Source organism: Dermacoccus sp. GAS27A (genome assembly GCF_044909235.1).
In the GTDB taxonomy this organism is placed as follows: Bacteria; Actinomycetota; Actinomycetes; order Actinomycetales; family Dermatophilaceae; genus Dermacoccus; species Dermacoccus nishinomiyaensis.
Genome location: NZ_JBIYDW010000014.1, coordinates 13,357 through 29,058, shown reverse-complemented (window position 1 = coordinate 29,058; position 15,702 = coordinate 13,357). Strand labels below are relative to the sequence as shown.

At 70.7% G+C, this 15,702-nt stretch carries 15 protein-coding genes and 1 tRNA gene; 7 read left to right on the top strand and 9 right to left on the bottom strand.

What is annotated here, in order from left to right; translation table 11 throughout:
• Positions 1–56: 56 nt before the first annotated feature.
• Together ABH936_RS13215 and ABH936_RS13210 are read left to right on the top strand one after the other, a co-directional pair.
• A complete protein-coding gene (locus tag ABH936_RS13215) occupies positions 57–1,151 on the top strand; it encodes an SPFH domain-containing protein (RefSeq protein WP_404603467.1) in 1,095 nt (364 codons plus the stop codon).
• A 250-nt stretch (positions 1,152–1,401) separates the two neighbouring features.
• Positions 1,402–1,773 carry a hypothetical protein gene (locus ABH936_RS13210; RefSeq protein ID WP_038569213.1) on the top strand — a complete coding sequence of 124 codons (372 nt, stop codon included), beginning with the start codon at positions 1,402–1,404 and terminating at the stop codon, positions 1,771–1,773.
• 245 nt (positions 1,774–2,018) lie between these two features.
• Here ABH936_RS13210 and ABH936_RS13205 read toward each other — a convergent pair.
• The 7 genes from ABH936_RS13205 to galU all read right to left on the bottom strand — a co-directional run bounded on the left by ABH936_RS13205 (position 2,019) and on the right by galU (position 7,736).
• Positions 2,019–2,091, bottom strand: a tRNA-Ala gene (locus tag ABH936_RS13205).
• Positions 2,092–2,355: 264 nt separating this feature from the next.
• Positions 2,356–3,363: a hypothetical protein gene (locus ABH936_RS13200; protein WP_404603465.1), complete on the bottom strand. Its 1,008-nt coding sequence runs from the start codon at positions 3,361–3,363 to the stop codon at positions 2,356–2,358.
• Positions 3,364–3,777: 414 nt separating this feature from the next.
• The gene (locus tag ABH936_RS13195; RefSeq protein ID WP_404603463.1) at positions 3,778–4,452 is read right to left on the bottom strand and encodes a GNAT family N-acetyltransferase; all 675 of its coding nucleotides are present in this window, start codon (positions 4,450–4,452) and stop codon (positions 3,778–3,780) included.
• A complete protein-coding gene (locus ABH936_RS13190) occupies positions 4,452–4,940 on the bottom strand; it encodes a molybdenum cofactor biosynthesis protein B (RefSeq protein ID WP_404603462.1) in 489 nt (162 codons plus the stop codon). Before ABH936_RS13190 ends, ABH936_RS13195 begins: the two co-directional genes overlap by 1 nt.
• Entirely contained in the window at positions 4,933–5,400 is a 468-nt protein-coding gene (moaC, locus tag ABH936_RS13185; RefSeq protein WP_006943919.1) for a cyclic pyranopterin monophosphate synthase MoaC, read from the bottom strand. The genes ABH936_RS13190 and moaC overlap by 8 nt, the downstream gene beginning before the upstream one ends.
• A 1-nt stretch (position 5,401) precedes the next feature.
• A complete protein-coding gene (glp, locus tag ABH936_RS13180) occupies positions 5,402–6,691 on the bottom strand; it encodes a gephyrin-like molybdotransferase Glp (protein WP_144694964.1) in 1,290 nt (429 codons plus the stop codon).
• Between the two features lie 88 nt (positions 6,692–6,779).
• Complete coding sequence (gene galU / locus ABH936_RS13175; protein WP_062257285.1) at positions 6,780–7,736, bottom strand: UTP--glucose-1-phosphate uridylyltransferase GalU; 957 nt, start codon at positions 7,734–7,736, stop codon at positions 6,780–6,782.
• A gap of 18 nt (positions 7,737–7,754) precedes the next feature.
• Here galU and ABH936_RS13170 point away from each other — a divergent pair, with 18 nt between their 5' ends.
• From ABH936_RS13170 to ABH936_RS13150, 5 genes are all read left to right on the top strand, one after another.
• Positions 7,755–8,393 (top strand): 5-formyltetrahydrofolate cyclo-ligase, encoded by a 639-nt coding sequence (locus ABH936_RS13170; RefSeq protein WP_062257287.1) that lies wholly within the window; start codon positions 7,755–7,757, stop codon positions 8,391–8,393.
• Positions 8,394–8,467: 74 nt separating this feature from the next.
• Positions 8,468–10,003: a potassium/proton antiporter gene (locus ABH936_RS13165; protein WP_136788842.1), complete on the top strand. Its 1,536-nt coding sequence runs from the start codon at positions 8,468–8,470 to the stop codon at positions 10,001–10,003.
• Positions 10,004–10,084: 81 nt separating this feature from the next.
• A complete protein-coding gene (locus ABH936_RS13160) occupies positions 10,085–10,333 on the top strand; it encodes an FmdB family zinc ribbon protein (protein ID WP_354082616.1) in 249 nt (82 codons plus the stop codon).
• A gap of 94 nt (positions 10,334–10,427) precedes the next feature.
• Positions 10,428–10,913 (top strand): hypothetical protein, encoded by a 486-nt coding sequence (locus ABH936_RS13155; RefSeq protein WP_136788841.1) that lies wholly within the window; start codon positions 10,428–10,430, stop codon positions 10,911–10,913.
• Positions 10,914–11,035: 122 nt separating this feature from the next.
• A complete protein-coding gene (locus ABH936_RS13150; RefSeq protein WP_038569229.1) occupies positions 11,036–11,395 on the top strand; it encodes an MscL family protein in 360 nt (119 codons plus the stop codon).
• 111 nt (positions 11,396–11,506) lie between these two features.
• Here the strand turns inward: ABH936_RS13150 and ABH936_RS13145 are convergent, their stop codons facing one another.
• Positions 11,507–11,761 carry a hypothetical protein gene (locus tag ABH936_RS13145; RefSeq protein ID WP_136788839.1) on the bottom strand — a complete coding sequence of 85 codons (255 nt, stop codon included), beginning with the start codon at positions 11,759–11,761 and terminating at the stop codon, positions 11,507–11,509.
• Positions 11,748–15,683: an AAA domain-containing protein gene (locus ABH936_RS13140; RefSeq protein WP_404603461.1), complete on the bottom strand. Its 3,936-nt coding sequence runs from the start codon at positions 15,681–15,683 to the stop codon at positions 11,748–11,750. Before ABH936_RS13140 ends, ABH936_RS13145 begins: the two co-directional genes overlap by 14 nt.
• Positions 15,684–15,702: the final 19 nt, after the last annotated feature.

Genomic DNA, 15,702 nt, shown 5'->3' with positions numbered 1-15,702 from the left:
GACGATGTGGGCGGCGCGTCGCCATTCGGGCGTCATCGCGGCTCTACACTCACGCCATGGCCTCGACGATCTTCAGCGTGATCCTGCTTCTGCTCGCCCTCGCGGCCTTCCTCTACGGGCGCCACCTGCGCCACGCGGGGCGGGAGCACGCCCTCTCGTACTCACGGGGCGAGGCGGGCACGACCGGTCGTGCCCGCGCGGGTGATCTCGACGCATCGGATGACGGTGTAGAAGATGTCGACGCCGATGACAGCGATGATCTCGACGCCGGCGCCTCCCCCGCCCGCGTGTTCCTGCACGCCGCGCGTCCCGAGGCGCCGAGCACGCGGGCTCGCGCGCGTCTGGCCTACCTCGTCTCTGCGGCCTGCGCGACGCTCGCCGTCATCGTCCTCGCGGTCGCGAGTTCCGTCGTCGTGCCGACGAAGGAGATCGGTGTCGTGACGACGTTCGGCAAGCCGACGGGCAGCCTCAGCAATGGCTTCCACCTCAAGGCGCCGTGGCAGAAGGTGACGTACATGGACGCCGCGATCCAGACCGACAGCCACACCGCCGACGACAAGAGCTGCATCAACGTGCGCATCGCCCACCAAGCGACGGCGTGCGTCGACGCGTCCATCCGCTGGCGCATCCGCCCCGACGCCTCCGACGCGCTGTTCCAGAACTACCGCGAGTTCTCGAGCATCCGCTCGAGCCTCGTCGACCGGCAGCTGTCCTCGAGCCTCAACAAGGAGTTCGCGTCCTACGACGCCCTCGCCGTCGACGAGAAGGGCAACCCGACGACCCCGACGCTCGCAAAGCTCTCAGACGACGCGACGAAGGACATGCGCGACCAGATCGGCGACCAGATCGAGGTGCTGTCGGTGATCATCCCGGTCATCAAGCTCGACGACAACACGCAGTCGAAGGCCAACGCGCTGCTCGCCCAGGTCGCGCAGACGCGCATCGCCGAGCAGGGCGTCAAGACGGCCGAACAGCAGGCGAAGGCCAACGAAGCGCTCGCGAAGTCGGTGAGCAAGGACCCGAACGTCCTCGTCTCCAAGTGCCTCGACATGGTCGAGGGCGGCAAGGTGACGCTGCCCGCCGGCTTCTCGTGCTGGCCGTCCTCGGGCTCCGCCGTCGTCGTCCCCGCCACCGGCTCCTCGTCGAAGTAACCCCCGCCCCCCTGCGATGCTCGTCCCCCTTCGCGAATCCCGTCCACATCGGCGATTTTCGGCCACATTCAACGGACATTGTGGCGTTGCGGTCGGTGAGCGGCGTTTCAACGCGTCGGGCGGATTCGTCGTCACAGCGCGAAGCGTCACCCTTGACGGCGGTCTCGACCCATACTGCACCGACCACGCCAGCATCGATGAGGCCGGGGGAAGCACGCAGCGCGCCGGGGCGGGCGAGTAGCCTGACACCATGCGTACCTGGGCCATCGCCACCGTCACACCCCTGCTCGTTCTGACCGCGTGCTCCGCCCAGACCCACCGCTTCGACAGCGCGACGGAACTGCGCAGCGCAGCCGTCAACGCAGGCCTGCACTGTACCGGGTACAACCCGACGACGCCGCCCGCGGGCGCCTCCAGCTCAGGCGAATGCGTCGGCGGCACCCACGCCGTCTTCGTCGTCTACGACGGCGAGAACGCAGCCAAGAAAGCCATCACCGACGCGACCGGCAAACTGACGGGCGACGACGCCGTCCTCGCCGGCCCCAACTGGTACGTCATGAGCAGCACCTCAGCCCTCGACGGCATCAAGGACTCCATCGGAGGAGACATCAAGAGCAAGTAGGCGGCGGCTGAACCCGGACTTGAGACGCGCTTTGCGCGTCAGCGCCAAAGGCGGGGCTCGGCACGCGCTTCGCGTCTCAGCGCGGGGGCAGGGCTCGGCACGCACTTCGCGCGTCGGAGCCATGGGGACTTCGCCATCCTCGCTCCGCTGCGGCGGCTCCTCGAATCACAATGATCGACAGATGTGAATACAGACAGCCACCCGGACAAAAATCTTGTCCGGGTGGCTGTCTGTATTCATCTCGGTGGAGCTATGGGGATTCGAACCCCAGACCTTCTCATTGCGAACGAGACGCGCTACCAACTGCGCCATAGCCCCGTGAAGCGAGAGACACGTTACCACCAAGCGGCGCACAGACCAACACGAGGCGCCCCAATCGGCCGCCACCCACCCTGCTCACCGGGCCCGGCGACCCACGCACGGCTCCCTGCTCCCTCCACGACCCCGCCAGCAGAAACGCTCCTTCGTGCCACCGAAAGCACACGTGCAACCCGTCACACCGGAAACGCACCCTTAGACACACGAAGACGGCGGGCGCCCCGTGGGCACCCGCCGTCCGTCGTCAAAGCCTCGCGTGCGGCCTCAGCCGGCGCGGTAGACCTGCGGAAGCTCTTCGTAGTCCTCGTCGAGCGCCATGCCGTCGAACGGCAGATCCTCGACGGGCGTGTTCTCGTACCGCGCGGCGAGCGGGCGCGTGTCAACCTCGTCGACGGTCGCCGCCGGCTCGACAGGTTCACGCTCGGCCTTCGCCTTCATCGTGTACGTCGGGCGCGGCACGTCGACGGGCGCCCATGCCGCAGCGTCGAACACCTCGGCCTGCGCACGCGCCACGGCGTCCACGTCAGGCTCGACGTCGACGGCCGGCTCGGCGTCGACGTCGCGCTCCGGCAGCTCGGCGACGAGCGGCGAACGCTTCGTCATCGGCACCGCGGTCTCGGCCGCCTCGACCTCGACGCGGGTGGCGCCCACAGTGGCGCTCGAACGCGCGGGCGACGCGGCGCGCGCCGGAGCTGAGACGCCCACCGGGCGCACCGTGGTCGACGCTGCCTTGGCCGTCCGCGCTGCGATCGCCGAGCGGCGCAGCCACACGACGACACCGGCCGTCGCCAGCAGGCCGAGCAACGGCAGCCACGCCGGCACGAGCGTCAGCAGAGCGAGCAGCGCCGTCACGACGAAGAAGCCGAACGATCCGAGCAGGGCAAACAGCTTGACCTTCGGCGATTCGAGCGCCGCCGGCACGCGGGCAAGGCCCTGCGCCGCGCCCTGCAGACGAGCGGGCACCCGCGTCGTCGTCACCTCGACACCCTCAGCGGTCGACGCGTGCGCGTCACCCTCGGGGGCGCAGGGCGTCACGCGCGAGGCACCCTTGACGCTGACCTGAGGGCGCAGGATCGTACGCGACGGCTCGTCGGCGCGCGCCGAGACGTCAGCCTGGATCGGGGTACGGCGTTCGAGCATCCTCATCGCCTCCGAGAATCGATCGACGGTGCGCGCGGTCGCGAGATCCTCGCGGCGGCGCACCCAGTGCTTGAGCATGTAGGCAGCCCACACGGCAATGATGACGAAGAAGATCAGGCTGCTGGCACTCACGCACACCAGGCTAGGGTGCGGCGGCTTGACAACGAGTGAGCCACGCCGCGCGTGTCGCGCAAAAAATCTTCACTGCGTGGGGTAACAATGCCCCGCCGCCGGCGGACGACGGGGGGCACAGACCGACGTCGGCGCCGATCGTCGGTGTGCACGGCGCCGTCAGCTCCGACGCGCGGATGGCGGAGCGTCGGCGAACGTGGACGAAAATCGCAGTTGTGGACATGAATCGCCGATGGATGCCGTTCGCCGATGTGGACGTGAATCGCAGTTGGGTACGGGCCACGTCGAGGTGGGTTTCGACGGCGCTGTTCAGCGGTTCGAGGGGGCAGACGGGTTCGGAGGTCCGAAAGGTCAGACGGGGTCGGGGGCCAGAGGGGGTCGGGGGTCCGCAGAGTCAGGCAGGCTCAAGGCGGGTCAGACGGGTTCGATGCGTCCGAGGCGCTGTGGCGAGTCGACAGTGTCAACAGTGTCGACGGAGCCCGATCGCTCGAAATTCTCCACACGCTGCACGAGCGTGCCGTCGACCTCGTGGCGCAGCAGTGCGAACGAGCGGTGGTCGCGCCACGCGCCGTCGATGTGGAGGAACTCGCGGCGCACGCCTTCGTCACGCCAACCGAGTTTTTCGACGACGCGCAGCGAGTTGGCGTTGTCGGGGCGCACGTTGATCTCGAGGCGGTGTAAGCGCTCCACACCGAACGCGTGGTCGGCGGCCATCGCGACGGCCATGGGCGTCAGGCCGTGCCCGGCGAAGCGTTCACCGATCCAGTAGCCGATCGTGCCGCCCTGCTGCGCCCCACGCACGATCGTGAAGATGTGCACCTGCCCGGCCAGGGCACCGTTCCACGTCATCGCCCACGGCAACAACCGACCCGCGCGTGCCTCCGCGTTCTGCTCCTTGACGGCCGCCTTGAAGCCCAGCGCCGGCTCGGGGTAGGGGTTCGTCGAATCCCAGGGGCCCGTCCACCGGCGGTTCGCGGCGCGCAGCGCACTCCACTCCTGCAGATCCCGACGAGGATGCAACGGACGCAACCCAAGCTCACCGCCGCGATAACGCCGCCGCAGCGTGACGGGCCACGTGCCCGGACCCATCAGTGCGAGCCTCCGCCGAGCTGCGCCATGACGTGCTCGAGGATGCCGTCGAGCACGTCGAGACCGTCGGCCACTCCCCCACGCGAGCCAGGCAGGTTCACGACGAACGCGCGCCCCGCGGCGCCGTCCGCGATGCCGGCGAGCCCACGCGAAAGGACGGCCGTCGCCACCCCTGCTGCCACACCCTTCGTACGCAGCGCCTCCTCGACGCCGCTGAGCTGCATCGTGAGGTACGGCCGTGTCTGCTCCGGCGTCGCGTCGCTCGGCGAGACGCCCGTCCCGCCGGTCGTGACGACGACGCGGCACCCGAGCGCGAGCGCGTCACCGATCGCGTCACCCACCGCCGGCCCGTCGGCGACGAGTCGCGCGTCGACCGTCCACCCCCGCTCATGTAGCCATGCCGTGATGACGGGCCCGGTCGCGTCGGTGTAGATCCCCTGCGCGGCCCGCGTCGAGCACGTGACGACGGCGGCGCGCCGTTCACTCATGCCAGTCACCGCTACGCCCACCCGACTTGGCCGTGACACGCACGTCGGTGATGCGTGCGTGCTTGTCGACGGCCTTGACCATGTCGATGAGCGCGAGCGCCGCGACGCTCACACAGGTCAGCGCTTCCATCTCGATGCCGGTGCGATCGGCGGTGACGACGGTGGCGCGGATGTCGACGCCGTCGTCGGTGACGTCGAGGTCGACCTCGACACCGTGCACCGCGATCGGGTGGGCGAGCGGAATGAGGTCAGGGGTGCGCTTGGCGGCCTGCAACCCCGCGATGCGTGCGACGGCGAGGGCGTCACCCTTGGGCACGTCACCGTCACGCAGCGCCGCCACGGCGCGCTCGCTCAGCAGCACGCGCCCCGCCGCTGACGCCGAACGTCGCGTCACGGCCTTCGCCGCGACGTCGACCATGTGCGCGCTGCCGTCACCACGCACGTGGGTGAGGTCACTCATGTCACTCCTTCTCGTCCGCCACGTTCTCGTCGTAGGCGCCCGCCAGGGGCGCGTCGATCGGCCCGTCGAGCACGAGCACGTCGAGCATCTCACCCGTCTCGACCTGGCGGGCCTCTCGCGGCACGCGCGCGAGCGCGTTGGCCTCGCCCAACTCACCGAGGTGATGCGATCCCTGGCGCGCATTGGCACGGATCGCCAGCTCGCCGTCAGCGCCGCGCACCGCGTGGACGCGCGCGTACTGGGCACGTCCACGCGGGCACGTCCACCCCGGGCCACGCACGACGCCGCGTCGCCACACGGGCGCCGGGCGCCCGCTCATGTGCGCGAGCGCGGGCGCGACGAACACCCAGAACGACACGAGCGTGCTCATCGGGTTGCCGGGCAGCGTGAACACCGGCACTCCTCGCTCGCCGAGCAGCCCGAAACCCTGCGGCTTGCCGGGCTGCATCGCAACCTTGTCGAACGTCACCTCGCCCGCCTCGATCAGCGCGGCCTTGACGACGTCATACGCCCCCGCGCTCACCCCACCCGTCGTGATGACGGCGTCAGCCGTCGCGACGGCACGCTCCAGCACCCGCGCCACCTCGCCGGCATCGTCACGCACGTGCGCGACCTCGACGAGTTCGGCTCCCACCGCAGCGACGAGCGCAGCGAGCATCGGCCCGTTCGAATCGTGGATCTGCCCATGTTGCAGCGCTTCTCCGGCCGGACGCAGCTCGTCCCCCGTCGACAGCACGACGACGCGCGGGCGCGGTGCCACCTCGATGTGATCCACCCCCGCCGAGGCGATGACGGCGACGTGTTGCGGTGCGATGATCGTCCCGGCGCGCAGCAGGACGTCACCGATGCGCACGTCCTCGCCGCATCGGCGGATGTGGCGCCCGTCCTCCACCTCGCCCGTGAACCGCACGCGCTCCAGCCCACCGTCGCTTTGCTCGACCGGCACCACCGTCGTCGTCCCCGACGGCACCGGCGCGCCCGTCATGATGCGCCAGGCCTCACCCGGCGCGCACGTCAGCTCACGCGTGTCACCGGCGGGGATGTCGCCGACGACGGGTAGCTCGCCGTCCGCAGCGTCCTCGGTTCGCAGGGCGTACCCGTCCATCGCGGAATTCGTGAACCCCGGCAGGTCGACGCCGCTGCACACGTCAGCGGCGAGCGCCCGCCCGAGGACGTCACCGACCCAGCCGCCGTCGGCCAGCGCCACCCGCCGCGCAGGCAGCCGTGGAACGGCCGCGAGGATGCGCGCGAGGTGCTCGGCATCGGTGATGAGTTCGGGGGCGTGCGACATGCCCCCATTGTGCAACCCACCACCGACAACGCCCCGTTCGCAACCGGATTCGGTTGCGAACGGGGCGTCATCCTAATGCTGGATGGCGTCAGGCGCCGCGCTCGGTGCGCGTGCGCCCCTTGCCCTCGTCGGTCTCGACCCAGCCCTGCAGCCAGGAGCGGAAGTCGGAACCGAACTCGTTGTGACGCGTGCCGAGACGCACGACCGCCTTGAGGTAGTCGAGACGGTCGCCCGTGTCGTAGCGGCTGCCGCGGAAGACGACACCGATGACGCCGGCGCCCTCACCCGTCGCGCTCGCACGCTCGGCGAGCGCGTCCGTCAGCTGGATCTCGCCGCCGCGTCCCGGCTCCGTCTTCTCGAGCACCGCGAAGATCGACGGGTCGAGCACGTAGCGGCCGATGATCGCGAGGTTGCTCGGCGCCTCCCCCGCGGCCGGCTTCTCGACGAGACCGGTGACGCGCACGACGTCTTCGCCCTCACCGTCGATCGGCTCGACCGCGGCGCAGCCGTAGAGGTGGATCTGGTCGTCCGGCACCTCCATGAGCGCGATGACGGACCCGCCGTGGTTGGCCTGGACATCGATCATCTGCTCGAGCAGGTGGTCGTCCTCGTCGATGAGGTCGTCGCCGAGCAGGACGGCGAACGGCTCGTCGCCGACGTGGTTGCGCCCGACGAGCACGGCGTGGCCGAGGCCGCGCGGCTCGCCCTGGCGGATGAAGTGGACCTCACCGAGGTCGGCCGACTTCTGCACACGCTTGAGGCGCTTCTCGTCGCCCTTCTTCTCGAGGGCCCGCTCGAGCTCCCAGTGGCGGTCGAAGTGATCCTCGAGAGCAGCCTTGGAACGACCGGTGATCGTGAGGATGTCGGGAACCCCTGCGCGCACCGCCTCTTCGACGACGTACTGGATGGCCGGCTTGTCGACGACCGGCAGCATCTCCTTGGGGATGGCCTTCGTGGCAGGCAGGAAGCGCGTGCCGAGCCCGGCGGCCGGAATGACGGCCTTGCGCGCGCGACGGCGAGGAGCGGAGGACGGCGTTTCAGTCATGAGCCTAGGCTAGCCCTCATGACCGACAACGGGGCCCCGGATGCGCCGACCGGCGCGACACCTCCGCGCGACGTCGAGCCGACGCCCGACGAGCGCGAGCGCCTCGCCAAGCGCGATTTGCGCACACGACTTCGCGCCGCGCGTCGAGAGCGTCGTGATGCGACGAGCGCCGAGCAACGTCACGCCGACGGACTTGCGCTGCTGCATCACCTCGAACCGCTGCTGGCACGCGCCACATGCGTCACCTCGTTCGAGCCGCTGGCGAGCGAGTCGAACCTCGAACCGATCAACGCCGCGGTCAGGGCGCGCGGGCGCCTGCTCGTGCCGATCACGCTCGCCGATCTCGACCTGTCCTGGCGTGACGCCGCCACGGGCGACGACCTGGGCACGGGTGGCATCGCGGCCGCCGACCTCGTCATCGCGCCCGCGCTCGCGATCGGCCCGAACGGCGAACGCCTCGGCCAGGGCGGCGGCTGCTACGACCGCGCCCTGCCGCGCCGACGGCCGGGCACACCCGTCGTCGCCGTCGTCTTTCCCGACGAGCTGCTGACCGGCCCCGATGCGCCCCGCATCCCGGTCGAGGCGCATGACGAACGCGTCGACGCGGCCCTCACCGTGGACGGTCTCGTCCGCTTCGGCGTCGCCCTGGGATACTGAGGCACCGGCCCACGACGAGGCCGAGCCGACGCCGACGCACCCACCCGCTGACGCCGACTTGAGGAGGGGGCCCGATGATCGAAGCCGCCGCCGCCACCGGGTTCGACACCGCCGACCTGCCGCTGACGCTGCTCGTCGGCTCGCTCGTCCTGCTCGTCGCCGTCGCCGCCGTCCGCCTCGCCAACCGCTCGGGGCTGCCGACGCTGCTCATCTACCTCGCGATCGGCGTCGCTCTCGGTGAGGGTGGGCTCGGCATCGGCTTCGAGAACACGAACCTCACGCAGGTGCTCGGCTACTGCGCGCTCATCCTCATCCTCATCGAGGGCGGTCTGACGACGCAGTGGAGCAGCATCCGCGCGTCCGTCGCCCCGGCCCTGCTGCTGTCAACGCTCGGCGTGCTCGTCTCCGTCGCGGTCGTCGGTTCGGCGACGCACCTCCTGCTCGACTTCGACTGGAAGACGTCGCTGCTGCTCGGCGCCATCGTCTCCTCGACGGACGCCGCGGCCGTGTTCTCGGTGCTGCGCAAGGTGCCGCTGCCGCATCGCCTCGCTGGCGTGCTCGAGGCCGAGTCGGGCTTCAACGACGCGCCCGTCGTGCTGCTCGTCGTCGCCCTCGCGGACGAGGTGGTGCCCGGCGGCGAGCATCACGGCGTCCTCTCCCTCGCCGGGATGGCGGTGTTCGAACTCGCCGGTGGCGCGCTCGTCGGCCTCGCTGTCGGCTGGGTGCTCGGCGCCCTCTCGCAGCGCATCGCGCCCGGCTCGTCAGGTCTGTTCGCGATCGGCGTCGTCGCCGGGGGTGTCCTCGCCTATGCCGCGGCGTCCGTCGTCCACACGAGCGGCTTCATGGCGACCTACCTCGCGGCGCTCGTCCTCGGCAACATGCCGATCCCCCACCGTCAGGCCGTGCGCGGCTTCGGTCAGGCGATGGGGTGGCTCGCGCAGATCGGCCTGTTCGTCCTGCTCGGCCTGCTCGCCTCCCCCAGCCGCCTCATGGACCAGTTCGTGCCCGCCATGGTCGTCGGCTTCGTCCTGCTCCTGCTCGCCCGCCCCGCCTCGATCATCGCGTCGATGACGCCGTTCGGCTTCTCCTGGCGCGAGCAGGTGTTCCTGTCATGGGCAGGTCTTCGCGGCGCGGTGCCGGTCGTCCTCGCAACGGTGCCGCTCACCGCGGGCGCCGAGCAGATGCGCTGGATCTTCGACCTCGTCTTCGTCCTCGTCGTCGTCTTCACGTTCCTGCAGGCCCCGACGCTGCCGCTCGTCGCCCGCGTGCTCGGCATCGGCAACGACGCGCACGCCGTCGAGCTCGAGGTCGAGAACACGCCGCTGACGGAACTGCGCGCCGACATGCTGCACGTCAAGGTCGGCGAGCACTCGCAGCTCGTCGGCGTCATGCTGTACGAGCTGCGCCTACCGGTCGGCGCGAACGTCACCCTCGTCGTCAACGGCGAGCGCAGCTACGTGCCCGGTGAGCGCAGCGTGCTGCGCGCCGGCGATCAACTGCTCGTCGTGACGAAGGAGGCGGTGCGCGCTCGTACCCTCGCCCGCTTCCGCGAGGTGAGCGAGGGCGGACGCCTCGCAGGTTGGCGGATGCCCACCGCGCCCCGCGCATGAGCGACGCGCGCCTGCCTGACCCTGACGCTGCCTTACCATGTCGCAGTCGAACCAGCGCCGCCCGCCGGCACGAGAGAAGGAATGACGATGCCCACCTACGCCTACGCGTGCAAGGAATGCGGCCACGGTTTCGAGGCGCGCCAGTCTTTCGACGACCCGGCTCTCACGACGTGCCCCGAGTGCGGCGGCCCGCTGCGCAAGGTGTTCAACAGCGTCGGCGTGACGTTCAAGGGGGCGGGTTTCTACCGCACCGACAGCCGTTCCTCCGGCACGAGCTCCAGCTCGAGTTCCGGTTCGAGCTCGAGCGGTTCGAGCAGCTCCGACGCCTGACGGCCATCCCCAGGTGTGTCGGCCGGGCACCCTGGTCCACAGCCTGCGGCATGACGACGCGCGCCGTCGACGCGGTTCGCCCTAGCGTCGAGCCATGCCCTCACTGCGCACCCTCGACGTCGTCCACCGCCTCAACGCCCCGACGCGCGCGGCCGCGACGCGTCGCCGTCGGCTGCGCAAGGCAGGGGCCATCACCTGCCTGCTCGTCGGCGCGGCGCTCGCGGCACCGTCGGGCGGCGCCCCCGCTCCTGCGGCGTCCGCGGCCACGTCGAGCGCCTCAGCCGACGGCCCCGCACCGGCCGCCCTGCGGGGACGCCACATCGTGCGCATCACGCCGGTGGGGCCGAGCCCACAGGATGCCGCCCGCGTCGACGTGTGGGACGCCTCCGGGACGCGGCTCGTCAGTTGCGCTCCGACCTATCCGGGCTCGACTCGAGTTCCCGCTCGCGATGTGATGTCGAACACGTCGACGAGCACGGTCTCGATCGCGATGACCGATGCCGAGACCGTCCGCGTGGCCAAACATCTGGGAAACGCCGCGGATTCGGGAAGTGGCCTCCTGGTCACCGGATGCCTGTGAGCGATGGCCTTATATCACGCACGACGACACGCCGGGGCGTCTAGATTTCCTGGCTTTCCACCCATCTGGATACTCTCATCACTGCACCTTGCACACAGCATTCCAAGCAGTTAGGAGAAGCCATGAAGGGCTTCAAGGACTTCATCATGCGCGGCAACCTCATCGAGCTTGCCGTCGCCTTCATCATGGCCGGCGCGTTCGCGAAGGTCGTCGAGGCCTTCATCACGATCGTCATGGACCTGCTGGGCAAGCTCGGCGGCACGCCGGACTTCTCGTCCTACAAGCCGGGCGGCGTCCACGTCGGCGCGTTCCTCACGGTTCTCGTCAGCTTCCTCGTCCTCGCGTTCGTCGTGTACTTCGCGATGGTCAAGCCCTACGAGGCTGCCAAGGCCCGCTTCGCCAAGCCGGCTGACGCCGAGGACACCGAGTTGTCGCTGCTGGCCGAGATCCGCGACGAGCTGCGCGCCGGCCGCCGCCTCTGAGGCTCACCGAGCGCATGAGGCCTCTCGGTCTCTGAGCGCACGAAGGGCGTGAACACCATGGTGTTCACGCCCTTCGTCATGTCCGCTCCGCCACTCCCCCGGAGCCCAGGCTCAACCCCAGTGCGGCGGACGCTGATCGAGGTACCACTGATCCTGAGCGCTGCGCGGCCCCGGCGCGTCGTCGTCACGGCTCCACCAGCGCGACCAGTCGGCGTCAGGCGTGGCCGACGCGGGCGCCGCGGCGCCGTCAGCGGCGACCTCACCGTCGCGGCTCGTGGCAACCCTCGTCTGTCCGTCCACCGTCCGCGTCGCAGGCGCCGACGCCCGGCGCGGACGGCGACGACGACGGGGCTCAGAATCGCTCATCGTTCTCCTCCGCGAGGAGGCGACCCACGAGCGCGACGATGCGGGAGCTGTCGCGGGCCGGATCGCGGAACAGGTCGACGGTCCACACGCGATCATGGTGCCAGCCGAGCCGCTCCAGCGCCTCGGGGCGCAGCCGATCGCGTTCGCGGACACTGCCCATCGCGGCGTAGGCGTCACCGTCGCTCTCGACGGCGAGCAGCATGCGGCCTGGCTCCTTCGGATGCTCGACGGCCAGGTCGACGCGCATCCGCGAGTGTCCGTACCCGGTGTGCACGACGAGACCCTCGGCGCGCAGGCGCCGCGCGAGGTCCTCGACGACGTACGGCACGGGCACGATGACGGCGTCCGCGCCGACGCGGCGCAGCGCCACCGACCCGGACGACGACGTGCGGCGCCGTCGCCCGGCGACGACGGTGACGAGTTCGTCACCGTCGAGCTCCGGCTCGCCCGCGCCGGTGTCGAGGCGCTCGTCGCATTCGGCGACGTAGAGCAGGAAGTCGCGCAGGAGCACCGCGCCGCGCGAGCGCAGCGCGGCCGGGTCGACCTCGTCGCCGGTGAACGCGGAGACGACGTCCATCCGTCGGCGCGCGCGGGAGATGGCGACGTTGAGGCGACGCTCACCGCCGACGTGGTTGAGCGCCCCGAACCGGCGCACGAGAGCGCCCGTGGGGTACGGCGCGATCCCGAGGGAGAGGATGACGGCGTCGCGCTCGTCGCCCTGGACGCGTTCGAGGTTCTTGACGAAGAACGGCGCCTCCGGGTGGGCGGCGAGGAACGCGGCGAGCTCGCTGTCGACGCGTGCCTGCGCGGTGACGGCACGTTCGAGGCGGCGAGCATGCGTGAGGCCGAGGGTGATGACGCCCAGCGACTCGTGCGGGCGCTGCGCGGCGTGCTGACGCACGAGGTCGAGGACGGCCTCGACCTCGGCCTTGCCCTGATCCGGTGCCGCCTCGTCGGGGTACGGTTCGCGCACCTCGACGCGGTGAAGGCGCAGCACGTTCTCGACGTCGGCGCGCGGGAAGGTGATGAGTTCACCCTCGTAGACCGCTTCGTTGGAGAAGGCGATGAGACGCTCGTCGAGAGAGCGGTAGTGCCAGCGCAGGTGGCGCACGGGCAGCAGGCCGGCGAGCACGTCGAGCACGGATTCGCCCGTGTGCGCGGTGTCCTCCCCCGCCGAGGTGCGCTGGAAGAAGCTCGTAGGCGCGAGCTGCTGTGTGTCACCGGCGACGACGACCTGCACGCCACGCGAGATCGCCGAGATCGCCTCGGCGGGCGGGATCTGGCTCGCCTCGTCGAAGATGACGACGTCGAACCAGCGCCCCGGCGGCAGCGTCTGCGCGACGACGAGCGGGCTCATCGCCCAGCACGGCGCGAGCGCCGTCATGAGATCCGGCGCACCGGCGAAGGCCTGACGCAGCGCGTCGGCGCTGCCCGCGTGGTGACCGAAGACGAGAGCCGCCTCCATCGCCTCGACCTGCTCCGGCAGGTGCTGCGCGACGGCGTCGATGCGCCGGTAGGCGCGCTGACGCACGCGGTGCGGTGTCTCGTCGAGATGACGGCGGTCGGCTGCTGCGTAGCGCTGCGCGGCGGCGCGCAGGTCGTTGCCGCGGTGCTCCTCGTACGCCGGATCCTGACGGCGCACACGCTCGAGCACGCTCGTCCACCAGATGAACTCCCACTCGGCGGGCACGGCGTCCTCGTTCACGCCCCGCGCCGCGAAGTCGTCGACGACCGGTCCGAGGCCGAGAGCGCGCAGGCGGTCGATCTGCGAGCCGGAGCGCGCCGCGACCTCGATACGGTCGGCGTCGGCGGCGAGGGTCTGGAGGCGTGCGGCGAGCTCGTCGAAATCGAGCGTCACGAGGTTCGTCGCACCGCGCGTACCCTCGAGACGCTGCCCGAGCCAGTCGAATTCGTCGGTCAGGCGCGTGTGCGCGGCGCGCACCTGCTCCGTCATCGGCGGCACGCAGGGGCGCCCCTGCCCGCCGAGCTCACGCCAGCGCGCTTGCTCGTCGGCGGCGCGCTGCAGCATGGCGTGCAGATCCTCGGGCGGACGCCCGGGACGCAGCGTCGCGCGGGCCTCCTTGAGCAGCCGGCGACGCTCCATCGCGCCCACCTGGTGCTCGGCGCCCTTGCGCTCGGTACGCGGCGCGCTCGCGACGACGCCCGCGTCGAGGTCGAGCGCGAACACGTCGGAGGTGAACACGTCGAGGGTCTTCGTCACGTGGCTCATGAGGTCGAGCACGTCCGAGGCCTGCGTCATCGTCGTCGGCACGGGCAACCCGGCCGCCTCCGCGAGGGCCGCGAGCGACGCACGGTGGCGGGCCAGTTCGCCGCCGGCCTCATCGGCCGAGCCTTCGTCGCCGGAGCGTCCGCCAACCGAACCGTCATCGCCGGCCAGTCGCAGCACGAGGTCTCGAGCGCGTTCGCTGTGCTCGCTACCGCGCACGCGCGCGCCGAACCAGGCGTCGGGTTCGCCCTCGCCCTTCCACGCGCGGTCCTGCGCGAGTCCGAGCAGCGTGCGTCCGGTCTCGTCGCGGGCCTCGGTGTCGAGACGGTTGAGCGGCTCACCCTCGAGACGCACGCGTGAGCGCGGCGGCTGCGGCAGGGCGTTGAGTTCGGCGATGCGGCTCTGCGCGTCGTGCGCGCTGACGCCGAACGGGTCGCGCACGCGGTGCAGGGCGCGTACGTGCTCGATCAGGGTGACGCGCTCGGATTCGAGTTCGTCGATGACGCGCGGGTCCGGCCCGTCCGCGCTCGGACCGTCGCCGTGCGGTGAGCGCAGGGCGTCACCGACGTGCGGGGCACCCGCTGCGGGCGCGGTGACGAGGCGTCGCGCGAGGGTGTCGACGAGGTCGGCGGGGGTGCCGGAACCGGCGTGCGCGTCGAGCATGAGGTCGCCGAGGCCGAGCGCCGACAGCCGTCCGATGACGGCGTCGATCGCGGCGCGCTTCTCGGCGACGAACAGCGCGCTCTTGCCGTGCGCGGTCAGGGTGGCGACGAGATTTGCGATCGTCTGGCTCTTGCCGGTGCCGGGTGGGCCCATGAGGACGAGGTGCTGGCCACCCATGACGGCGTCGATCGCCGCCTGCTGCGCCGAGTCGGCGTCGAGGACGAGAAACTCCTCGCGCGGGTCGGCGTCGAGCCCAGCGGCGGGCGCCTCGGCGCCGACGTCGAAGATCGACGCCTCGTCACCGGCCATCGCGGCGACGACGGGATGCGTGTGCAGGCGCGGCGCCTGCTCTGCGACGTCGCGCACCATCGAAAGCTTCGCGTAGCTGAACGTCGAGACGACGAGGCGCTCGTCGATGCGGAACCCCGGGATCGACGCGCCGGCGCGGCGCATCATCGCGTACGTCGGAGCCGGGTCGAACCCGTGCGGGCCGGCCGACGACGCCGTCACGTACTCGTGGTCGATGTTGATGCCGCGTGAGGCGAAGTAGGTGGACAGCGCCGAGTTGAGTTCGACGGTGCGCGAGACCTCGAGGACGAGATCGTCACCGCCGCGGCCACCGAAGTGGATGTCGCACTGGCGCAACAGGATCGGCGCGGCCGGCACCGCGTCACCGCTCATCTGCCACGTCGCGCGGCCGAGGGCGAGGAAACAGCTGAGGATGCCGCGCTCCTCGAGCAGTTCGCGTGACAGGTCACGGATCGCGAGCGCCTTCTCGTACGCCTCGGCGTACGCGTGCTCCGAACGCACGATCTGCGACAGCAGCACGCTACGTCCCGACAGCAGCTTCGCGACGCCCGCCGGGTGCGCCGTCGTGAGGTCGAGCTCGACGGAGTCGTCGGTGCGCTGCCACAGCAGCGAGTTGCGCCCGCCGAGGTCGACGAGGTGACGCTGCCACACCGCGGCGGCGTCACGCACGGCCTGACGACGGTCCTCGTCCGCCGCGTTCATCGTCTCGTGCGCAGCGTTCACGTGTTCGTTCGTCACCACG